General features: G+C 62.7%; 15 protein-coding genes. 12 read left to right on the top strand and 3 right to left on the bottom strand.

Going from position 1 to position 22,575, the window contains the following annotated elements; genetic code table 11:
* Nucleotides 1-12: 12 nt before the first annotated feature.
* The 3 genes from CXQ82_RS02380 to aceE form a co-directional block, all read right to left on the bottom strand.
* Nucleotides 13-2,706, bottom strand: coding sequence for a bifunctional diguanylate cyclase/phosphodiesterase (locus CXQ82_RS02380; RefSeq protein ID WP_101265794.1), 2,694 nt, complete (start codon nucleotides 2,704-2,706; stop codon nucleotides 13-15).
* Between the two features lie 315 nt (nucleotides 2,707-3,021).
* Complete coding sequence (aceF, locus tag CXQ82_RS02385; protein WP_101265795.1) at nucleotides 3,022-4,674, bottom strand: dihydrolipoyllysine-residue acetyltransferase; 1,653 nt, start codon at nucleotides 4,672-4,674, stop codon at nucleotides 3,022-3,024.
* 11 nt (nucleotides 4,675-4,685) lie between these two features.
* A complete protein-coding gene (aceE, locus tag CXQ82_RS02390; protein WP_101265797.1) occupies nucleotides 4,686-7,331 on the bottom strand; it encodes a pyruvate dehydrogenase (acetyl-transferring), homodimeric type in 2,646 nt (881 codons plus the stop codon).
* Between the two features lie 383 nt (nucleotides 7,332-7,714).
* Here aceE and glnE point away from each other — a divergent pair, with 383 nt between their 5' ends.
* From glnE to CXQ82_RS02450, 12 genes are all read left to right on the top strand, one after another.
* Nucleotides 7,715-10,654, top strand: coding sequence for a bifunctional [glutamate--ammonia ligase]-adenylyl-L-tyrosine phosphorylase/[glutamate--ammonia-ligase] adenylyltransferase (gene glnE, locus CXQ82_RS02395; RefSeq protein ID WP_101265799.1), 2,940 nt, complete (start codon nucleotides 7,715-7,717; stop codon nucleotides 10,652-10,654).
* Nucleotides 10,655-10,873: 219 nt separating this feature from the next.
* Nucleotides 10,874-11,908, top strand: a complete 1,035-nt coding sequence (gene waaF / locus CXQ82_RS02400) for a lipopolysaccharide heptosyltransferase II (RefSeq protein WP_101265801.1) — start codon at nucleotides 10,874-10,876, stop codon at nucleotides 11,906-11,908.
* Nucleotide 11,909: 1 nt separating this feature from the next.
* The gene (waaC, locus tag CXQ82_RS02405) at nucleotides 11,910-12,971 is read left to right on the top strand and encodes a lipopolysaccharide heptosyltransferase I (RefSeq protein ID WP_101265802.1); all 1,062 of its coding nucleotides are present in this window, start codon (nucleotides 11,910-11,912) and stop codon (nucleotides 12,969-12,971) included.
* A complete protein-coding gene (locus tag CXQ82_RS02410; RefSeq protein ID WP_101265804.1) occupies nucleotides 12,971-14,095 on the top strand; it encodes a glycosyltransferase family 4 protein in 1,125 nt (374 codons plus the stop codon). The genes waaC and CXQ82_RS02410 overlap by 1 nt, the downstream gene beginning before the upstream one ends.
* Nucleotides 14,092-14,898, top strand: a complete 807-nt coding sequence (gene rfaP, locus CXQ82_RS02415) for a lipopolysaccharide core heptose(I) kinase RfaP (protein WP_101265806.1) — start codon at nucleotides 14,092-14,094, stop codon at nucleotides 14,896-14,898. The genes CXQ82_RS02410 and rfaP overlap by 4 nt, the downstream gene beginning before the upstream one ends.
* A complete protein-coding gene (locus CXQ82_RS02420; protein WP_101265808.1) occupies nucleotides 14,898-15,632 on the top strand; it encodes a lipopolysaccharide kinase InaA family protein in 735 nt (244 codons plus the stop codon). The genes rfaP and CXQ82_RS02420 overlap by 1 nt, the downstream gene beginning before the upstream one ends.
* On the top strand, nucleotides 15,629-16,381 hold the full coding sequence (locus CXQ82_RS02425) for a lipopolysaccharide kinase InaA family protein (RefSeq protein ID WP_101265810.1): 753 nt from the start codon (nucleotides 15,629-15,631) through the stop codon (nucleotides 16,379-16,381). Before CXQ82_RS02420 ends, CXQ82_RS02425 begins: the two co-directional genes overlap by 4 nt.
* Complete coding sequence (locus CXQ82_RS02430) at nucleotides 16,381-17,832, top strand: lipopolysaccharide kinase InaA family protein (RefSeq protein ID WP_101265812.1); 1,452 nt, start codon at nucleotides 16,381-16,383, stop codon at nucleotides 17,830-17,832. Before CXQ82_RS02425 ends, CXQ82_RS02430 begins: the two co-directional genes overlap by 1 nt.
* 371 nt (nucleotides 17,833-18,203) lie before the next feature.
* Complete coding sequence (locus tag CXQ82_RS02435) at nucleotides 18,204-19,184, top strand: sugar ABC transporter substrate-binding protein (protein WP_101265814.1); 981 nt, start codon at nucleotides 18,204-18,206, stop codon at nucleotides 19,182-19,184.
* Complete coding sequence (locus CXQ82_RS02440; protein ID WP_101265816.1) at nucleotides 19,184-20,707, top strand: sugar ABC transporter ATP-binding protein; 1,524 nt, start codon at nucleotides 19,184-19,186, stop codon at nucleotides 20,705-20,707. The genes CXQ82_RS02435 and CXQ82_RS02440 overlap by 1 nt, the downstream gene beginning before the upstream one ends.
* Complete coding sequence (locus tag CXQ82_RS02445) at nucleotides 20,700-21,650, top strand: ABC transporter permease (protein WP_101265818.1); 951 nt, start codon at nucleotides 20,700-20,702, stop codon at nucleotides 21,648-21,650. Before CXQ82_RS02440 ends, CXQ82_RS02445 begins: the two co-directional genes overlap by 8 nt.
* Nucleotides 21,647-22,573 (top strand): ABC transporter permease, encoded by a 927-nt coding sequence (locus tag CXQ82_RS02450; RefSeq protein ID WP_101265819.1) that lies wholly within the window; start codon nucleotides 21,647-21,649, stop codon nucleotides 22,571-22,573. Before CXQ82_RS02445 ends, CXQ82_RS02450 begins: the two co-directional genes overlap by 4 nt.
* Nucleotides 22,574-22,575 lie beyond the last annotated feature (2 nt).

Consider the following 22,575-nt stretch of genomic DNA (forward strand, 5'->3'; position numbering starts at 1 on the left):
GTTACAGCGCTGTCAGGCGATTGGCCCGCGAGGGTAGCGTTTAAGCTTCTCGAACAGCTCTGCACCGGGGATCGGCCGGTCGAACAGGTAGCCCTGGCCGACGTCGCAACGGTGCCGGCGCAGGAACGCCAGTTGCTCGGAGGTCTCGATGCCTTCGGCCACCACCTTGAGCTTGAGGTTGTGGGCCATGGCGATCACTGCCGAGGTGATTTCCATGTCGTCCTGGTTATCCGGGATTTCGTGGATAAAGCTGCGATCGATCTTGATGATGTCGATGGGGAATTTTTTCAAGTAGCTGAGCGACGAGTAACCCGTGCCGAAGTCGTCCATGGCCAGGGTCAGGCCAAAGCTCTTCAACTGATCCAGCTGCAGGCGCGTGTCTTCGGTGGCTTCCAGCAACAGGCCTTCGGTCAGTTCCAGCTCCAGCAGGTTGGCCGGCAGCTGTTCTTCCTTGAGGATGGTGGCGATCGAGGCCACCAGGTCGGGGTCGGAGAACTGCTTGGGCGACAGGTTGATCGCCACCTGCAAGTTGCCCATGCCAGCGGCGCTCAATTGCTTGCTCATGCGGCAGGCCTGGCGTGCGATCCACTTGCCGATGGGGATGATCAGCCCGGTCTCTTCGGCCACGCTGATGAATTGGTCGGGGCGGATCATGCCCTTTTCCGGGTGGTTCCAGCGCAGCAGCGCTTCCATGCCCAGCAGGCGGCCGCTGCGCAGGCACAGCTTGGGCTGGTAGAACACGTCCAGCTCGTTCTGGGTCAGGGCGCGGCGCAGGTTGTTTTCCACAAACAGCTTGTAGCTGGCCTCGGCGTTCAGCGCTTCGGTAAACACCTGTACCTGGTGCTTGCCGTTGGCCTTGGCCTTGTGCAGGGCTAAACCGGCGTTACGCATCAGGGTCTGCGGGTCGCGCCCATGCAGGGGCGCACAGGCCAGGCCGACGGAGCCGGTGACGCTGATCAACTGGTTGTCGACGAACATCGGCTTGTCGAGGGTCGCCAACAACTGGCTGGCGACCTGCTGGCCGCTCTCCAGGTCTGCATCGTCGAGCAGCACCGCAAATTCGTTACTGGCAAACCGCGCCAGGCTGCCGCCGCTGCTCAGGCTGTTGCGCAGGCGTCGGGCCAGGCTGATCAGCAGCTTGTCGCCGGTCTGGTGGCCGAGGCTGTCGTTGATCCGCTTGAAGTTGTCGATGTCCACCAGGAGCAGGCTGATCGGGCTGTCGCTGTCACGGGCGAAGCGTTCGTCGAGGTTGCGGATGAACGCCGGGCGGTTGCCCAGGTTGGTCAGGTTGTCGGTGTAGGCCAGGCGCTCGATGCGTTGCTGCGCGAGTTTGGTCTGGGTGATGTCTTCGTAGATGCCGATGTAGTGGGTCAGCTCACGGTTGTCGCCATACACCTTGGAAATCGACAGCTGGCCCCAGTAGGGTTCGAGGTTTTTGCGCCGGCTCTTGAACTCGCCCTGCCAACTGTTGCTCTTGGCCAGGCTGGAGGGCGCGTCGAACAGCAATTCACTGAGGTTCTCCAGGGCCGGCAGTTGGGCCAGGCGGTGACCGTGGACTTCTTCGGCGCTGTACTGGGTGATCGCGGTGAAACTCGGGTTGACGTACTCCACCACGCCGTCGCAGTTGACCAGCAAAAACGCGTTGGCACTTTGCTCCACCGCGCGCTGGAACAGGTGCAGGGCGCTGGTGGCGGTGCGCCGGTTGTGGTTGTTGATCACTTGCGCGAACTGGTCGGCCAGTTCGCCGGCAAAGGCAATCTCATCGGCCTGCCAGGCGCGCGAACTGCCGCCCTGTTCCAGGCACAGCACGCCCACTACCTGGCCGTCGACGCGGATGCTCGCGTCGAGCATGGCGTGGATGTCCTTGGCGCGCAGGTTCTCGGCCATTTCGCGGGTGCGCGGGTCGCGCATGGCGTTGGTGGCGTCGATCGCGCGGCTGGTGTGCAGGGCTTCCAGGTAATCCGGGAAGCAGCTGGCATCGATGGCCTCGGGCATATGGTGCTGCTGGTCGGCGCGGTGGTACGCCGAGATCGGCACCAGGCGCTGGCCTTCGAGGTTCCAGATGCTGGCGCAGTCGATCTGGTAAATATCGCAGGCGCTGCGGGTGATCAGCTCGGCGGCTTCCTGCAGCGAATTGTTGGCGGTGTAGCGCTGGCGGGCCAGCAGCAGGATCAGCTCCTGCTGGGCGCGCACCCGCTCCAGGTGCTGCAGTTGTTCCTGCTGGGCACGCTGGTTGAGTTCCAGGGCGATCTGCAGGCGGCTGTTCTGGCTTTCCAGGTCTGCCGTGGGGGCGGCGCTGGGGATTTCGCTGAACAGGCCATCGACCACCATCAGGTAGCCGCGCAGCAGGTGGCGATTGTGTTGTTTGTAGGCTTCGCCCATTTCCAGCAGGCTCAGTGGGCCGTCGCTGGTGTGCAGGGTGTAGCGCACCAGGTAGTGAGGGCTCAGGGTCAGTTGTTGCTGGATGGTGTCGTGCAGTTGATAACGCGCCTGGGGTTCCATCAGGCTGGCGTAGGGGGTGCCGAGCAGGGCGCACAGCTCGACCGCCGGCAGGCCGAATTGGCGCTCGCAGTTGGGGTCGAGATACAGAAGGGCCCAGCTTGCCTCATTAAGCCGCTCGAAACGCAGCATACCGAGGCGCGAGGGCACCGGTAACTGCGTCACTACCTCGGCCGCCATTCGGGCGACATCGGGTTGGCTTTTCATGGGGGAAACTCACTTGAAATAACGCGCACGGCGCCGGGCTCACGCCCTCTTTTCTGTTGCCTGCGGCAAGGTTGCATCATGCGGCGCGGGCTGACAAGAGAGGATGAAGGCTAAGTGCTATAAGGGTGTTATCGGCCGCGTGAGTGGATTCTTCAATCGACGTGACGGAAGGTGTACAAACCTGTTTTGCCTGTCCAATTTATGACCGCAAAACAGACAAAAAAAGCCCCGCCAAGGGGCGGGGTTGAGGTACGAGCGTGGCGCTCGGAAATCGGTGCAGCCAGGCCTCCCCGGTCAGGGGGAGGCCGTTGTCGCTTACAGCAGAATGGTGCGGATGTCGTTCAGCAGTTGGCTCAGGCGCTGCGTGAAGCGTGCAGCAGCGGCGCCGTTGATCACACGGTGATCGTAGGACAACGACAGCGGCAGCATCAGCTTCGGCTGGAACGCTTTACCGTCCCATACAGGCTGGATAGTGGCCTTGGACACACCCAGGATCGCCACTTCCGGCGCGTTGACGATTGGCGTGAAGCCAGTACCGCCAATGTGACCGAGGCTGGAGATGGTGAAGCACGCGCCCTGCATGTCGTCCGGGGTGAGCTTCTTGTCACGCGCCTTGGCAGCCAGTGCAGCAGCCTCAGCGGCAAGCTGCAGCAGGCTCTTCTGGTCGACGTTCTTGATGACCGGTACCAGCAGGCCATCCGGGGTGTCGACGGCAAAGCCGACGTTCACGTACTTCTTGCGAATGATCGCCTTGCCGCTTGGCGCCAGCGAACTGTTGAAGTCCGGCAGCTCCTTGAGCAGGTGCGCACAGGCCTTGAGCAGCAATGGCAGCACGGTCAGTTTCACGCCGGCCTTCTCGGCCACGGCTTTCTGCGCAACGCGGAAAGCTTCCAGGTCGGTGATGTCGGCCTGGTCGAACTGGGTCACGTGCGGGATGTTCAGCCAGCTGGCGTGCAGGCCTGCCGCGCCGATTTGCATCAGGCGGGTCATCGGCACTTCTTCGGTTTCGCCGAAGCGGCTGAAGTCCACGGTGCGGATCGGCGGAATGCCCGAACCACCGGTAGCGCCGCCAGCAGCCGGCGCTTCCTTGGCCTTCTGCATCATGGTTTTGACGTAAACCTGCACGTCTTCTTTCAGCACGCGACCGTGCGGGCCGGTGGCCGACACAGCGCTCAGCTCCACGCCAAACTCACGGGCCAGTTGGCGCACAGCCGGGCCGGCGTGAACTTTGGCACCGCTTGGCGCAGGTGCGGCAGCCGCAGGGGCCGGTGCGGCCTCGGCTTTTGCAGCAGGTGCAGGTGCAGGGGCCGCTGCAGCCGGAGCCGCTTCAGCCTTGGCAGCCGGAGCAGCCGCAGCTGGAGCAGCGGCAGGTGCAGCGCCTTGTACTTTCAGCTTGAGGATGAAGTCGCCAGTGCCGACTTCGTCTTCCAGCTTGACCGCGATGCTTTCCACCACGCCGGCAGCCGGCGAAGGGATTTCCATGGAGGCCTTGTCGGACTCCAGGGTGATCAGCGACTGGTCGGCTTCGACGGTGTCGCCGACCTTGACCAGCAGCTCGATGATCTTGGCCTTGCCCGACGAACCGATGTCCGGAACATGAATGTCCTGGACAGTGGCGGCGGCCGGTGCAGCAGCCGGGGCCGCTGGGGCCTCGGCAGCAGCAGGCTTTTCAGCAGCCGGTGCGGGTGCTGCAGCGGCAGCGGCAGGAGCCGCCGCAGGGGCCGCATCAGCGGCGCCTTCGATTTCCAGCTCCAGCAGTTCGTCGCCTTCTTTCAGGCGGTCGCCCAGCTTCACTTTCAGGCTCTTGACCACGCCGGCCTTGGGAGCAGGGATTTCCATGCTCGCCTTGTCCGACTCCAGGGTCAGGATGCTCTGGTCGGCTTCGACTTTGTCGCCGACCTTTACAAACAGCTCGATTACTTCACCTTCACCGCTGCCGATGTCAGGTACGCGAATGAGTTCGCTCACAAAAAATCTCCTCAGCAGTCCAGTGGGTTGCGTTTTTCCGGGTTGATCCCGAACTTGACGATAGCGTCAGCCACCACCTTAGGTTCGATCTCACCACGGTCAGCCAAGGCTTCCAGGGCTGCCAACACCACGAAGTGACGGTCGACTTCGAAGAAGTGACGCAGCTTCTTGCGGCTGTCACTGCGGCCGAAACCGTCGGTGCCCAGGACTTTGAATTCCTTGGACGGGACCCACTGGCGAATCTGTTCAGCAAACAGCTTCATGTAGTCGGTAGAGGCAATGACTGGACCTTTACGGCCGGCCAGGCACTCTTCGACGTAGCTCTTCACTGGTTTCTGGCCAGGGTGCAGGCGGTTGTTGCGCTCAACGGCCAGGCCGTCGCGACGCAGTTCGTTGAAGCTGGTAACGCTCCACACGTCGGCGCCGACGTTGAACTCGTCACGCAGGATCTTCGCCGCTTCACGCACTTCGCGCAGGATGGTGCCGGAGCCCATCAGCTGTACGTGGTGCGCTGCTTCCTTGGTGTCTTCTTCGAGCAGGTACATGCCCTTGATGATGCCTTCCTCGACACCGGCCGGCATGGCTGGCTGCTGGTAGGACTCGTTCATCACGGTGATGTAGTAGAAAACGTCCTGCTGCTCTTCGGTCATCTTCTTCATGCCGTCCTGGATGATCACCGCCAGCTCATAGCCGTAGGTTGGATCAAAGGTGCGGCAGTTCGGGATGGTGGCAGCCAGGATGTGGCTGTGACCGTCTTCGTGTTGCAGGCCTTCGCCGTTCAGCGTGGTGCGGCCGGCGGTGCCGCCGATCAGGAAGCCACGGGTACGGCTGTCGCCTGCTGCCCACGCCAGGTCGCCGATACGCTGGAAACCGAACATCGAGTAGAAGATGTAGAACGGCAGCATCGGCTGGTTGTGGCTGGAGTACGAAGTACCGGCAGCGATGAAGGAGCTCATGGCGCCCGCTTCGTTGATGCCTTCTTCGAGGATCTGGCCCTTTTTGTCTTCCTTGTAGAACATCACCTGGTCTTTATCGACTGGCTCGTAGAGCTGGCCGACGGAGGAGTAGATGCCCAACTGACGGAACATGCCTTCCATACCGAAGGTACGGGCTTCGTCCGGGATGATCGGAACGATGCGTGGGCCGATTTCCTTGTCCTTGACCAGCTGCGCCAGGATGCGCACGAAAGCCATGGTGGTGGAGATTTCACGGTCGCCCGAGCCGTCAAGGATGGCCTTGAGGGTGCTGAGGTCCGGCGTCGGTACGCTGAAGCTCTGCGCGCGGCGCTGTGGCACGAAACCGCCCAGTGCGGCACGACGCTCGCTCAGGTAACGGGCTTCGGCGCTGTTTGGCTCAGGCTTGAAGAACGGCAGGTTCTCCAGCTCTTCGTCTTTTACCGGGATGTCGAAACGGTCGCGGAACAACTTCAGGCTGTCGACATCGACTTTCTTGGTGTTGTGCGCAGTGTTTTTCGCTTCGCCGGCACCGGTGCCATAACCCTTGATGGTCTTGGCCAGGATGACGGTCGGTTGTTCTTTGTGGTTCACCGCTTCGTGGTAAGCCGCGTAGACCTTGTACGGGTCGTGGCCACCACGGTTGAGTTTCCAGATCTCGTCGTCGGACAGGTCGGCAACCATCGCCTTGAGTTCAGGCGTGTTGAAGAAGTGTTCACGTACGAACGCGCCGTCTTTGGCCTTGTAGTTCTGGTACTCGCCGTCGATGACTTCGTCCATGCGACGTTGCAGGATGCCGTCGACGTCCTTGGCCAGCAGTGGGTCCCAGAAACGGCCCCAGATGACTTTGGTGACGTTCCACTGAGCACCGCGGAACACGCCTTCGAGTTCCTGGATGATCTTGCCGTTGCCGCGAACCGGGCCGTCGAGGCGCTGCAGGTTGCAGTTGATGACGAAGATCAGGTTGTCCAGCTTCTCGCGGCCGGCCAGGGAGATGGCACCCAGGGATTCCGGCTCGTCGCACTCGCCGTCGCCCAGGAAACACCAGACTTTCTGCTTGCCTTCCGGGATGAAGCCACGCGCTTCCAGGTACTTCATGAAGCGTGCCTGGTAGATCGCCTGGATCGGGCCCAGGCCCATGGATACAGTCGGGAACTGCCAGAAATCAGGCATCAGCCAAGGGTGCGGGTACGACGACAGGCCGTTACCGTCCACTTCCTGGCGGAAGTTGTTCATGTGTTCTTCGGTGATGCGGCCTTCCATGAACGCACGGGCGTAGACGCCTGGCGAGGTGTGGCCCTGGAAGTAGATCAGGTCGCCGCCGTGTTCGTCGGTCGGGGCCTGGAAGAAGTAGTTGAAGCCGATGTCATACAGGGTTGCGCTGGAAGCGAAGCTGGAGATGTGACCGCCCAGGTCAGAATCTTTCAAGTTCGTGCGCATTACCATCGCCATGGCGTTCCAACGTACCAGCGAGCGAATGCGGCGTTCCATGAACAGGTCGCCAGGCATGCGTGCTTCGTGGGTAACGGGGATGGTGTTGCGGTACGGCGTAGTGATGGCGTAAGGCAATTGCGAACCGCTGCGGGTTGCGAGTTCGCCCATACGGGTCATCAGGTAGTGAGCACGGTCTTCGCCTTCTTTGTCGAGAACCGATTCCAGGGCGTCCAGCCATTCCTGGGTTTCGACGGGATCGAGGTCTTGCATGGCTTGCTCCAGGGCGGAAAGGCTACCAGAATCGGTTGCCTGAAGTTTGCGACTGGCCTTGTGGGCAGACGACATAAATTCTTGGATGGCCGAAGGTTGCTTCGGCGTCCTGTAGTTTTACTACAAATCGTCGGCCATTTCAGCCTTTCGAATGTATATACGAGTAGTAAAACTACACAAGACTGAGCGGATTGCTCGGTCTGGCTGGTGAGCATAATCGTTATTGTTGATCATTTGCGAACAAGAAAAGGTGAATGTTTGATGTTGGCTGCCAAAATGAAATTAATTTCAGCTATTTCTAACCTTTGTTCGACAGTCCTTCACCGAGCGTGGTTCTTGCGTTCACAGCAACAGGCCATTTACGCGCCGATCAAGGATAGACCATGAGCCTTCCAACGCTGGCCAAACTGCCGGCCATTCTCTTGCCTTACGCCCAGCGCGCCGAGCAGTCATTTCGTGACGCAGTGGCCGCGCTGGACGACGATCATGGACTTTCTGCGTGGACGCCGCAACGGTGGGCCGACTTCGCCCGGGTGTGCGCCGCCAGTGATTTTGTGATTGAACAGAGTATTCGTGACCCTTTGATGTTGCTCGAACTTGTGGCCTGGGGCGAGCTGGACCGAGGCTTTGCGCCGGGTGAGCTGTGCAGTCAGATCGCCGGCGCGGTGCAACAGGCTGAAACAGAAGATGAGCTGGGTCGCGTGCTGCGCCGCCAGCGTACGCGCCAGCAGGTGCGCATCATCTGGCGCGACCTGACCCGTCAGGCCGACCTGGTGCAAACCTGTCGCGACCTCTCCGACATGGCTGACGCCAGCATCGACCAGGCCTACCAATGGCTGTACCAGCGCCACTGCGTCCAATTCGGCACGCCCACCGGCCGGCGCAGCGGCGAGCCGCAACACATGGTCATCCTCGGCATGGGCAAGCTCGGCGCGGTGGAGTTGAACCTGTCGTCGGATATCGACCTGATCTTCGCCTATCCCGAGGGTGGCGAGACGGTGGGCGTGAAGCGCTCGCTGGATAACCAGGAATTCTTTATTCGCCTTGGTCAAAAATTGATCAAGGCCCTCGACCCGATGACCGTCGACGGCTTCGTGTTCCGCGTCGACATGCGCCTGCGCCCCTATGGCTCGGCGGGTGCCTTGGTGCTCAGTTTCAACGCGCTGGAGCAGTATTATCAGGACCAGGGTCGCGACTGGGAACGCTACGCCATGATCAAGGCGCGCGTGGTGGCCGGCGACCAGGTGGCCGGCGCGCAACTGCTGGAAATGTTGCGACCGTTTGTGTACCGCCGTTACCTGGACTTTTCCGCCATCGAAGCGCTGCGCACCATGAAACAGCTGATCCAGCAGGAAGTGCGGCGCAAAGGCATGGCCGACAACATCAAGCTGGGTTCGGGCGGCATCCGCGAGGTGGAATTCATCGCCCAGGCGTTCCAGTTGATTCACGGCGGCCGCGACCTCAGCCTGCAACAGCGGCCACTGCTCAAGGTGCTCGGCACCCTCGAAGGCCAGGGCTACCTGCCACCGGCGGTAATCGCCGAATTGCGCAATGGCTACGAATTCCTGCGCTACACCGAACATGCGATCCAGGCGATTGCCGACCGCCAGACGCAAATGCTCCCGGACGGCCCGGAAGACCAGGCGCGCATTGCCTTTATGCTGGGCTTTGAAGACTGGGCCGCGTTCCATGAGCGCTTGATGTACTGGCGCGGCCGCGTGGACTGGCACTTCCGCCAAGTGATTGCCGACCCGGACGAAGAAGAAGGCGAAGAAAACGAATTGGTCGTCGGTGGTGAGTGGTTGCCGCTGTGGGAAGAGTCCCAGGACGAAGACGCCGCCTGCCGCCAGCTCGACGAAGGCGGCTTCACCGATGCACCCAAGGCCCTCAAAGCCCTGGCGGGCCTGCGCGGCAGCCCGCAATTGCGCGCCATGCAGCGCCTGGGGCGCGAGCGACTGGATGCGTTTATCCCGCGCCTGCTGGCCCAGGCGGTCGAACACGCTAATCCGGACCTGGTGCTGGAGCGCGTATTGCCGCTGGTGGAGGCCGTCGCGCGGCGTTCCGCGTACCTGGTGCTGCTCACGGAAAACCCCGATGCCTTGCGCCGCCTGCTGACCCTGTGCGCCGCCAGCCCGTGGATCGCCGAGCAGATCACGCGCTTCCCGCTGCTGCTCGATGAACTGCTCAACGAAGGCCGTCTGTTCAAGCCGCCCCTGGCCCCGGAGCTCGCCGCCGAGCTGCGCGAGCGTCTGACGCGCATCCCCGAGGACGACCTCGAGCAGCAGATGGAAGCCTTGCGTCACTTCAAGCTGGCCCACCGCCTGCGGGTGGCCGCCTCGGAAATCGCCGGCAGCCTGCCGTTGATGAAAGTCAGCGACTACCTGACCTGGCTCGCCGAAGCCATCCTCGAACAAGTGCTGGCCCTGGCCTGGCGCCAGACGGTGGCGCGCCATGGCTCGCCGCAGCGGTTGGACGGCACCTTGTGCGACCCTGGGTTCATTATTGTCGGTTATGGCAAAGTCGGCGGGATCGAACTGGGGCATGGTTCGGACCTGGACCTGGTGTTTATCCACGATGGCGACCCACAAGCCGAAACCGACGGCGCCAAGCCGATCGACGGCGCGCAGTTCTTCACACGCCTGGGCCAGCGGATCATTCACCTGCTGACCACCCAGACCAACTCCGGCCAGCTGTATGAAGTGGACATGCGCCTGCGACCTTCCGGCGCCTCGGGTTTGCTGGTCAGCTCGCTCGGGGCATTCGAGCGTTACCAGGAAAACGAAGCCTGGACCTGGGAGCATCAGGCCCTGATCCGCGCGCGGGTGCTGGTGGGCAGCCAGGATGTGGGCCAGGCGTTCGAGCAGGTCCGCGCTAAAGTACTCGGGCGGGAACGCGACTTGGCCAAGCTGCGCCAGGAGGTCAGCGAGATGCGCGCCAAGATGCGTGACAACCTGGGTACCAAGGGCACGGCGGCCGGTACCGGCGCCAATGCCTTCGAGGCCACGGCGGTGTTCGACCTCAAGCAGGACGCCGGAGGTATCGTGGATATTGAATTTATGGTGCAATACGCGGCTTTGGCGTGGTCTGCGCAACATCCATCGTTGCTGCGCTATACCGACAATATCCGCATTCTGGAAGGCCTTGAACAGGTGGGATTGATGCCCGCCGCCGACGCCCATCTGTTGCGCGAGGTGTATAAGGCCTACCGTTCCGCCGCGCACCGCCAGGCCTTGCAAAACGAGGCAGGGAAGGTTGCCGGGGATCAGTTCGCCGACGAACGGCGCCAGGTGGTGCGAATCTGGAATGAACTGGGTTTAAGCTGAAGCTCGATTAAATGTGGGATGCCAATTTAATGTGGACACCAGCTTTATGTGGGCGCGGGCTTGCTCGCGAAGCAGGCGCTGCGGTCTGCCTGGCGGACCGCAGTGATGCTTTCGCGAGCAAGCCCGCTCCCACACAAAGCGGCTCCGTGGCTAGCGCAATCTAGGCTAATTTTCGATGCGGGGAGGCATAAGCCTCCCCGTATCGTTTGTGGAAACTACATGAATATTCTGATCGTTGGGCCCAGTTGGGTCGGTGACATGGTGATGGCACAGACACTGTTCCAGTGCCTGCGCCAGCGCTATCCAGACTGCCAGATCGACGTGCTCGCCCCTGAGTGGAGCCGGCCGATCCTTGAGCGCATGCCCGAAGTGCGCGCGGCCTTGAGCTTTCCGCTCGGCCATGGCGCGCTGGAACTGGCGACCCGCCGTCGTATCGGCAAATCCCTGGCCGGCCAGTACGACCAGGCGATCCTGCTGCCGAACTCGCTGAAGTCAGCGTTGGTGCCGTATTTTGCCGGCATTCCCAAGCGCACCGGCTGGCGCGGCGAATTCCGCTACGTGCTGCTCAACGACGTGCGCACGCTGGATAAAGCCCGCTACCCGCTGATGATCGAACGCTTCATGGCCCTGGCCTACGCGCCGGGTGCCGAGCTGCCCAAGCCGTACCCGCGCCCGAGCCTGCAGATTGACCCGGTGAGCCGCGACGCGGCCCTGGCCAAGTTTGGCCTGGCGCTGGATCGCCCGGTATTGGCGCTGTGCCCTGGGGCCGAGTTTGGCGAGTCCAAGCGCTGGCCGTCGGAGCATTACGCCAAGGTCGCCGAGGCGAAGATTCGCGAAGGTTGGCAGGTGTGGTTGTTCGGCTCGAAAAAGGATCACCCGGTGGGTGAAGACATTCGCCAGCGCCTGATCCCCGGCCTGCGTGAAGAGGCGGTGAACCTCAGTGGCGACACTTCGCTGGCCGAGGCCATCGACTTGCTGTCCTGCGCCGACTCGGTGGTGTCCAACGACTCCGGCCTGATGCACGTGGCCGCCGCGCTGAACCGCCCGCTGGTGGCGGTGTACGGCTCTACGTCGCCGGGCTTTACCCCGCCGTTGGCCGACAAGGTCGAAGTGGTGCGCCTGGGCCTCGATTGCAGCCCGTGCTTTGACCGCACCTGCCGTTTCGGCCACTACAACTGCATGCGCCAGTTGTTGCCGCAACCGGTGAACGAGGCCTTGCAGCGCTTGCAAGGCACTGCGGTCGAGGTCCACTGAGTTGCGGGTACTGGTAATCAAGACCTCATCCCTGGGCGACGTGATCCACGCCTTGCCGGCACTGACCGACGCGGCGCGGGCGATCCCCGGCATTCAATTCGACTGGGTGGTGGAAGAAGGCTTTGCCGAAATCCCCACCTGGCACCCCGCGGTGGGCAAGGTGATCCCGGTGGCGATCCGCCGCTGGCGTAAAAACATCTGGCAGACCATCAAGAGCGGCGAGTGGCGACGCTTCAAACAGAGCGTCCAGTCGACCAAATATGACCTGGTGATCGACGCCCAAGGCTTGCTCAAAAGCGCCTGGTTGACCCGTTACGTGCGTGCGCCGGTGGCCGGTTTCGACAAGCACTCCGCCCGTGAGCCCATCGCGGCACGCTTCTACTCGCGGCGCCTGGCTGTAGCCCGTGGGCAGCACGCGGTGGAACGCCTGCGCCAGCTGTTTGCCGTGGCCCTGGGTTACGACCTGCCCAAAGGCCTGGGTGACTACGGCCTGAGCACTGAAAAGCTGCTCGGCCTGCCGCCGAAAAAGCCCTTTGTGCTGCTGCTGCATGGCACCACCTGGGACACCAAGCACTGGCCCGAAGCCTACTGGCGCGAGCTGGCCGAGCGCATGGGCCGCCTGGGCGTGGACGTGAAATTGCCGTGGGGCAACCCCGCCGAAAAAGCCCGCGCCGAGCGCCTGGCCCAAGGCCTGAAAAACGCCGAGGTGCTGCCAAAACTGAACCTGGCCGGCGTGGCCCGCGTGCTGGCTGGCGCCCGCGCCTGTGTGGCGGTAGACACCGGCCTGGGCCACTTGGCCGCTGCGCTGGATGTGCCGACCATTTCCCTGTTCGGCCCGACCAACCCTGGCCTGACTGGCGCCTACGGCAAGGGCCAGATTCACCTGGGCAGCGATTTTCCGTGCGCGCCCTGCTTGCAAAAGCACTGTACCTATCAACCCACGGCCGACGACCTGCGTCGGTTCGACATCAAGCGCGAGTCGCCCCTGTGCTTCACGCGCTTGAACCCTGAGCGTGTGGCAAGCCGGCTGAGCACGTTGTTATTGGCTGAGGAGCTGCACTGATGCAACTGGCTTTTGTTCTGTACAAATACTTCCCCTTCGGTGGCCTGCAGCGCGACTTCATGCGCATCGCCCTGGAATGCCAGCAGCGTGGCCACACGATTCGCGTCTATACGCTGATCTGGGAAGGCGACGTCCCGCCTGGCTTCGAAGTTCTGGTGGCGCCGGTCAAGGCATTCTTCAACCATCGGCGCAACGAGAAGCTGCTGGAGTGGATGGAAGCCGACCTGGCCAAACGCCCGGTGGACCGCCTGATCGGTTTCAACAAGATGCCCGGCCTCGACGTGTACTACGCCGCCGACGGCTGCTTCGAAGACAAGGCGCAAAACCTGCGCCACTCGCTGTACCGCTATTTTGGCCGCTACAAGCACTTTGCCGAGTATGAACGCGCGGTGTTCGCCAAGGACGCCAAGACCGAAGTGCTGATGATTTCCGAAGTGCAGCAGCCGCTGTTTATCAAGCACTACGACACGCCGCTGGAGCGCTTCCACCTGCTGCCGCCAGGCATTGCCCAGGACCGCCGCGCGCCGCCGAATGCGGCTGAAATCCGCCAAGGCTTCCGCGAGGAATTCAACCTGGGCGACGACGACCTGCTGCTGGTGCAGATCGGCTCGGGCTTCAAGACCAAGGGCGTCGACCGCAGCCTGAAAGCCGTGGCGGCGCTGCCGTCTGAGCTGAAGAAACGCACGCGCCTGTTTGTAATCGGCCAGGATGACCCCAAAGTATTCCAACTGCAAAGCGCTACCCTGGGGCTGGGCGATAACGTGCAATTCCTCAAGGGGCGCAGCGACATCCCGCGTTTCCTGCTGGGCGCCGACCTGTTGATCCACCCGGCGTACAACGAAAACACCGGCACCGTGTTGCTCGAAGCCCTGGTGGCCGGGCTGCCGGTGCTGGTCTCGGCGGTGTGTGGTTATGCCCACTACATTGCCGAAGCCGACAGCGGCCTGGTGCTGGATGAGCCATTTGAGCAGGCTCAGTTGAACCAGTACCTCACCCGGATGTTGACCGATTCTGCGCAGCGCGCGGCCTGGGGCCGCAATGGGTTGGCCTTCGCCGAGACGGCCGACCTCTACAGCATGCCGCAGCACGCTGCGGATGTGATTCTGGCGGAGCCAAAACGATGAAGTTGATTCTTGCCGAACCGTTCAAGACGTTGTGGGCCGGGCTCGATGCCTTCGCCGAAGTCGAGAAACTGCAAGGCCAGGTATTCCGTGAACTGGCGGCGCGTCGCACGTTGCGTACCGAGGTCGCGGGCCGTCCGTATTTCGTGAAAATCCACCGTGGCATCGGCTGGGCGGAAATCTTCAAGAACCTGATCACCGCCAAGTTGCCGGTGCTCGGTGCCGGTCTGGAATGGGATGCCATCCACCGTTTGCAGGAACTCGGCGTGCCGACCATGACCGGCGTGGCCTTCGGCGAAAAAGGCAGTAACCCGGCGGACCAGCACTCGTTCATCATCACTGAAGAACTGGCGCCGACCCTCAGCCTCGAAGACGTGACCCTCAATTGGGTCACCGAGCCGCCGGCCCCGGCCTTGCGCCATGCCCTCACGGCGGAACTCGCGCGCATGGTCGGCGACATGCACCGTGGCGGCGTGAACCACCGCGACTGCTACCTGTGCCACTTCCTGCTCGACACGTCGAAGCCTGTCGACGCGAACAACATCAAACTCTCGGTGATCGACCTGCACCGCGCCCAACTGCGCGCGCATTTGCCGCTGCGCTGGCGCGATAAAGACTTGTCGGCGCTGTACTACTCGGCGCTGGACATCGGCCTGACCCAACGCGACAAACTGCGCTTTCTCAAGGGTTATTTCCGCCAGCCGCTGCGCCAGATCCTGGCTGAGCAATCGGCGTCCCTGAGCCTGATGCAACGTAAGGCCGACAAACTCTATGCACGCAAACAACGTTACGGGGATGCGATCTGATGGCGGGTTGGAACCTGGAGCCTGCTTACGCCAATCTGGCGGATGATTTTGGCAGCCTCGAAGCGGTGTTCGCCCTGCAAGGCGAACGCCTGACGCGTGACCCGCTGTCGGAAGTGATCCGCGTGGAGCGCGGCGGGGTCAATTACTACGTCAAGCGCTACACCGGTGCGGGCAAGGGGCTGCGGCGCTACCTGGGCAAGCCGCGGGTCAAGTCCGAGTGGCAGAACCTCAAGCGTTTCGCCAAGTGGGGTATCCCAACGGCCGACGTGGTGGCCTGGGGCCTGGAGCGCAAGGGCTTGGCCTACGACCGTGGCGCGATGATCACCCGCGAACTGCCGAATACCGAAGACCTCTCGGTACTCGCCGACCGAAACGATGCGCGCCTGCGCGACCCCAAGTGGGTCAATGCGGTGAGCCGCCAGCTCGCCGAATACACGCGGACCATGCATGACCACCGCTTCACCCATAACGATTTGAAGTGGCGCAACCTGCTGATTGACGACCAGTCGACCCTGTACCTGATCGACTGCCCCAACGGTGATTTCTGGCGCGGCTTCTGGCTCAAGTACCGCATCACCAAGGACCTGGCGTGCCTGGACAAGGTGGCCAAGTATCACCTGTCGGCCACCCAGCGCCTGCGTTTCTATATGCAGTACCGTCAGCGCCGGCACCTGAGTGCGTCGGACAAGCAGCGTATTCGCCACGTGGTGAAATTTTTCGAGGGGCGCGAATGAGCGATTTCCTGGCGGCTGAAGACCGTGCAGTGCTGGAGCGGCACGGCCTCGCCACATTCGACGCACTGTGGGCCAAGCAACTGGACGCAGTGGATGAACCGAACACCAGCCGGGGCGGCTGGAGCAGCGTGTTCCGCCTGGAACTGGACGGCCACGGCTACTACCTCAAGCGCCAGAGCAATTACCTCACGCGCAGCTTGCACCGGCCGTTGGGCGAGCCGAGTTTTTCCCGCGAATTTCGCAATATCAGCCGTTACCGCAAGCTCGGTATCCCGGCGTTGCAGGCGGCGTTCTATGGCGAACGCAAGGTCGCCGGCGAACACCGCGCAATGCTGCTGACCCGCGCCCTGGATGGCTGGAATGACCTGGAATCGCTGCTCGACCAATGGCCGCAACTGAGCGACGCCCAGCACCGTGCGATCCTGTTGGCCTGCGGCCTGCTGGCGCGCCGGCTGCACAGTGTCGGCCAGGTGCATGGCTGCTTTTACCCCAAGCATATTTTCCTGCAGGCCACTGGCGACGGTTATGCCGCGCAGCTGATCGACCTGGAGAAAACCCGCCCGCTGCTGTTTGGCTGGCGCGATCGGGTCAAGGACCTGGAGCCGTTGTTGCGCCGTGCGCGGCCGTGGTCGGATGCGCAGGTGCGCCAACTGCTGGCGGCCTACCTCGACCAGCCCGAAGACAGCGCGCTCGTCAGCACTTGGCTGCAACGCCTGACCAAGCGGCGCAGCCACAAGGAGAACCGCTGATGCGTCTGAGCGAGCTGAAACACGCCGGCCGCACCCCGAGCCTGCCCTTGAGCCTCGACCTTGCGGATGCCGCCGGCCCCGGCCAGCTGCAACTGCTGAGCCTGTTGCGGGTATTGCCGGGCGAGCGCTACGTGGGGGCGGCGATTTGGCGTGGGCGCCCGGTGCTGGCCAAGTTACTGGTGGGCAGCAAGGCGGCGCGGCATTTTCAGCGTGAACTCAGTGGTGTGCGCCTGCTCGCCGAGCAGGGCCTGACTACGCCGCTGCTGCTCGCCGATGGCTTGCAGGATGGCGAGGGTGGCTGGCTGCTGTTCGAATTGATCGAAGGCGCCGAAAGCCTTGCCGATGCCTGGCACGCCGTTGAAGCGCTGCCGCCGTTGGCCGACGAACAAACCGCCGTACTCGCCGCGGCGCTGGGCGCGATTGCACAGATGCACGCCAAGGGCCTGTGGCAGGAAGACCTGCACCTGGACAACCTGCTGCGCCAGGGCGACAAGCTGTATTTGATCGATGGTGCCGGGATTCGTGTGGAAGAGGCCGGCAAGCCGCTGTCGCGCAACCGCGTGCTGGAAAATCTTGGGGTATTTTTCGCCCAGTTACCGAAGAATCTTGAGCCGTTCACCGAAGAGTTATTGGTGTACTACCTGCTGAGCAACGGCGAGCACGCTTTGCCGCTGCAGGCCCTGGAAGCACAGGTGCGCAAGGTCAGCGCCTGGCGCCTGAAAGACTTTTTGAGCAAGGTCGGCCGCGAGTGCACGCTGTTCAGCGTGGTGCGTGGCGCTTTTGCCTTGCGCGCAATTCGTCGCGAGGAAGAGCCCGCGATGCTGCCGGTGCTGGCGCAGGCAGATGCGCTGCTCGACCAGGGTCATCTGTACAAAACCGGCGGTGCGGCCAGCGTGGCCAAAGTCGAAGTGGCCGGCCGGCCGCTGGTGATCAAGCGCTACAACATCAAGGGTTTTGCCCATTGGCTCAAGCGCTTCTGGCGCCCGAGCCGCGCCTGGCATTCGTGGCGCGAAGGTAACCGCCTGGCGTTCCTCGGCATCGCCACGCCCAAGCCGCTGGCTGTGCTGGAAACGCGTTTTCTGTGGCTGCGCAGCCGCGCGTACCTGGTCACCGAATACCTGCCGGGGCCGGACATCATCGAGCGCTTCGCGCCCTACGTCGAACACGGCGATGCGCCGGAAAACGAGCTGCAGGCGCTGGACCAGCTGTTCGCCGAACTGATCCGCGAGCGCATCAGCCATGGTGATTTCAAGGGCCATAACCTGTTCTGGCACGAAGACCGCTGGGCCCTGATCGATCTGGACGCCATGTGCCAACACCGCTCCCTTGCCAGCTTCGCTCCGGCATACGCCAAGGACCGTGCGCGCTTTATGCGTAATTGGCCGCAGGAGAGTGCGTTGTACAGGTTGATTGATCAGCGTTTGCCGCAGCGAGTTGATATGCCCGTGTAGAAGGGGCGATGCCTAACGGCTGTTGTTCAAGCAATACGGACTGGAAAATGAAGCGGATCGAGTGTGGGAGCTGTCGAGCTTTAGCCAGGCTGCGATAGCATCACCTCGGTATACCTGATAGACCGCAGCGCCTGCATCGCAGCCTCGCTAAAGCTCGACAGCTCCCACATTAAATCGGTTTATGCCCGAAGCTCATCAGATATGGGCAACTGTTGCCTGAGCAACAGCAATCAGGCAGTTGATGGCCGAACACGACAGTCCAATTCCACTCAGGGCTTTTATCCCGTTGATTTAACGCGATAAAAATCCTGGCACGGGCTCTGCAATGGCTTCTGGTGAACCCTTTCACCGGTCGCACAGCGGAGCCCTGTATGCCTTCCAGCCTTTCCTCGCTTTCCCGTTTGATCTGCCTTGGCGCCACCCTGCTGCTGAGCGTCGCGGCGCATGCCGCAGACGGCGACGATGCCGTGCCGTCCCTGGCGGGCAAGCGCATTGCGGTGAGCATGACCGGCACCAGTCACTATTTTGATATCAAGGCATTCCAGGCGCAGGTGGATGAGATCAAGCGCCTGGGCGGCACGCCCATCACGCTCGATGCCGGGCGTAATGACAAGAACCTGGTGACCCAACTGCAAACCGTGGTTACCCAGAAGCCCGATGCGGTGATCCAGACCCTGGGCACCCTCAGCGTGATCGACCCCTGGCTCAAGCGCATCAGCAAGGCGGGCATCCCGTTGTTCACCATCGATGCGCCATCGCAGTACAGCCTTAACAACACCACTTCCGATAACGTCGCTACCGGCAAGGCGCTGGCCGATCAGTTGATCAAGGACGCCGGCGGCAAGGGCAAGATCCTGGTGTTCAACGGCTTCTACGGTGTGCCGGTGTGCGCGATCCGATATGACCAGTTGAAGCTCGCACTCAAGGATCACCCGCAACTGGAGATCATCCAGCCGGAGCTGCGTGACGTAATCCCCAACACCGTGCAGGACGCTTATTCGCAGGTGTCGGCGTTGCTCAACAAGTACCCGGCAGGCAGCGTTTCGGCGATCTGGTCAGCGTGGGATATTCCGCAACTGGGCGCGAGCAAGGCGTTGATCGATGCCAAGCGCACCGAGATCAAGACCTATGGCGTGGACGGCACCCCCGAAGTACTGGCACTGCTCGGCCAGGCCAACTCGCCGGTGGGCGCGGTGGTAGCGCAGCAACCGGCACTGATCGGCAAGACCGCCGTGCAGAACGTGGCGCGCTACCTGGCCGGGCAGCGCGACCTGCCCAAGGAAACCCACGTGGCCACGTTGCTGACCACCGCCGGTAACCTGGCGCAGGTCCAACAACTGCGGGGTGACTGATGGCGGCGTTGCACCTGCAGAATCTGCGTAAACGCTTCGGCGCCACCCTGGCGCTGGAGGATGCGAGCCTTAAAGTCGAGCGCGGCAGCATCCACGGGCTGGTGGGCGAGAACGGCGCGGGCAAGTCGACGTTGATCAAGATCCTGGCCGGCCTGCACAAGGCGGATGCGGGGCAGGTGAGTATCGACGGTCAGGCGTATGCCTCGTTGTCGCCGCGCCAGGTGGATGGGCTGGGCGTGCAGTTCATCCATCAGGAGCGCCTGTTGCCAGCGAGTTTTACCGTGGGCGAGGCGCTGTTTTTCGGCCACGAGTTGCGGCGCGGCCCGTTCGTGGACCGGCGCCGGCAGCAGCGTGAAGCCGAGCGATTGCTGGCGGAATATTTTGACCTGCAACTGCCGGCCGGCGCCTTGGTGGGCGAGCTCAACAGTGCCGAGCGCCAAGTGCTGCAAATCACCCGGGCGTTGATTCGCCAGCCGAAGATCCTGGTATTCGACGAGCCAAGCGTGGCGTTGGTCAAGCGTGAGGTCGACCAGTTGCTGCGCATCGTCAAGCGTTTGCGCGACCAGGGCTTGTCGATCTTGTACATCTCCCATTACCTGCAGGAAATCGACAGCCTGTGCGATGAAGTCACGGTGCTGCGCAATGGTCGTGATGTGGCGGTGGTGCAGCCAAGGCATACCTCGAGTGCCGAGATTGCGCGGCTGATGGTGAACCGCGAGGTGCAGGAGATGTACCCCAAGGCAACGGTCGAGGTGGGCGAGCCGCTGCTGCAGGTGCGCGGGTTGAGCCTGGCGCGGCGCTATCGGCAGATCGACCTGCAGGTGCGGCGCGGCGAAATCCTCGGCCTGACCGGGCTGGTCGGCTCGGGGGCCAAGGAGTTGTTCAAGACACTGTTTGGCGTCGAGCGCGCCGACAGCGGCAGCGTGCATCTGGACGGGCGTTTGCTGCGCCTGCGCTCACCCGGGCAGGCGATTGCCGAGGGCATTGCGTTGGTGCCGGAGGAGCGGCGCAGCCAAGGGATTTCGCCGCTGCTGTCGGTGCTGGAAAACCTTACGCTGGCGGGGCTTGGGCGGTTCAGCCGCTGGGGTCTGCTGAGCCGGCGCAAGGAACGGCTGGAAACCACCCGTTTGATTGACGAGCTGGCGATCAAGGCGCCGGGGCCGCACGCGTCGGTCAGCCAGTTGAGTGGCGGTAACCAGCAGAAAGTTGCGCTGGGCAAATGGCTCAGCCGCCGCTCGGCCGTGTACCTGCTGGATGAGCCCTGCGTGGGGGTGGATGTGGGGGCCAAGGTGGAGATTTATCGCTTGATCGGCCGCCTGGTGGAAGAGGGCGCGGCGGTGTTGGTGTTGTCCTCGGACTTGCCGGAGTTGCTGGGTATCAGCGATCGAATTGTGGTGCTGCATCGCGGCGAAATCGCCGGTGAGTTCCGCGCGGGCGAGGTCGACAGCGACCAGTTGCTGGCCTGTGCGACGGGGGCCGTGGCTGCGACGGCGCCGCTGGTTCGGGAGGTTGAACATGCTTGAGGCGATATTGCGCCGGGGTTCGCTGGGCGTGTTCCTGGCGATCCTGTTGGGGTTTGCCGTGGCCGCGCCGAATTTTTTGTCGCTGGGTAACCTGGCCAATGTGTTCAGCCAGTCGGCGATCCTCGGCGTGTTGGCCTTCGGGCTGACCTGCGTGATTATCGGCGGTGGTTCGAATGTGCTGGCGGGCGGGCTCGACTTGTCGCTGGCGGCCAACCTGGGGCTGTGTGCGGCGGTGTTCAGCCGTCTCAACAATGCCGGCCTGGACCTCTGGCTCACCCTGTTGCTGACCTTGGGCTGCGGCCTGGCGGTTGGTTTTCTGAATGGTTTGGCCGTGGTGGTGTTGCGCTTGCCGCCGTTGCTGGCGACCTTGGCGAGCATGAACGTGCTGGCCGGGCTGGAACTGGTGCTGACGGAAAACACGGTGGTCTCCACTGACTCGCCGTTGCTCGATCTGCTCAGCGTTGGAACGTGGCTGGCGGTGCCGGCGCTGGCGTGGGTGTTGTTGCTGACGGCGGGGTTGCTGACCTTGTTGATCCAGCATTCGGCCTACGGGCTGCGTCTGCATGCCGTCGGTGAATATCCCCAGGCGGCCGAAGCGGCTGGCCTGCGCGTACCGGCCTACGTGTTGTCGAGTTATGCCCTGTCGGGCCTGTGCGCCGCGGTGGCTGCGCTGTGTTCGGCGGCGTTTTTCAGTGGCAGCACCACGGGCTCCGGCGACATGTTGCTGTCGGTGGTGGCGATTGCCTTTCTGGGGGTGGTGTTTTCCCGGCGGTTGGTGGCGAGTATCCCCGGCACCTTGCTGGCGGCGCTGTTGATTGGCTTTCTGATCAATGGCTTTCAATTGCTCAATGTGTCGAACTTCTGGGTCAACGGCGTGCAAGGCGTGCTGATTTTGCTGGTGGTGGCCGCATCCAGTGCCTTGAGTCGAGGGGCGCCGTCATGAACCTGCGTGTCGTGTTGCCGCTGACGTTGCCAGCGGTGTTCGTGTTTATTGTCGTGGTGTTCGCGGTGCAGGCGCCGGGGTTCTTGAGTGCCGGCAACTTGCAAAGCCTGCTGTTGAACAACTTCGTGTTACTGGCGATTGTCGCCATCGGCATGACCTACGCCGTGGCCGCCGGTGGTATCGACCTGTCGGTCGGCACGGCGCTGGATTTCGCCAGTTTCAGTTTCGTGGTGTTGCTTAACGGCGGGCATGGCTGGGCGGTGGCCGTAACGGGCGCGCTGGGTGCCGGGCTGCTGGTGGGCTTGGTGAATGCCGGCTTGATTGCCGGGCTGCGGATCAGCCCGTTCCTGGCGACGCTGGGCACCTTGTTTATTGGCACCAGCGCCCAGCAATTGCTCTCGGACGGCGGCCAACCGATCTACCTGGCCGAGGGCCTGAAGCCCGAGTTTGTAGGCCTGACCCCCTTGCTGATCGTTTTAGCGCTGGCGCTGTTCTACGGTCTGGCCCTGGCGCGCGGGCGCCTGGGGCGTGAATTGCTCGCACAGGGCACTCAGCCGCTGTTGGCGTATTACTCGGGGTTGTCGGTGCGGCGCATCGTCACCGTCGTGGCCCTGGCTACCGCCTTGGCGTGCGCGGTGGCGGGGGTGCTGCTGAGTGCCACGGTCAGCGCCTATGTGCCGCTGTCCGGCAACGCGTTTTTGCTCAACGCGATTGGCGCGGTGTTTATCGGCACCACCCTGAGCCGGCAGGGCCGGGCGAACATTCCCGGGACCCTGCTGGGCGTGTTGTTTATCAACGTGATCGCTAACGGCCTGCTGCTGATTGGCTGGAATTTCTACTGGCAGCAGGTGGCGACCGGTGTGCTGATTTTTGTGGTGTTAGCGTTCAGCTTCGCCAGTCGACGCATGGTTGAGCGCACTTAAAT

It is taken from the genome of Pseudomonas sp. S09G 359, assembly GCF_002843605.1.
GTDB lineage: Bacteria > Pseudomonadota > Gammaproteobacteria > Pseudomonadales > Pseudomonadaceae > Aquipseudomonas.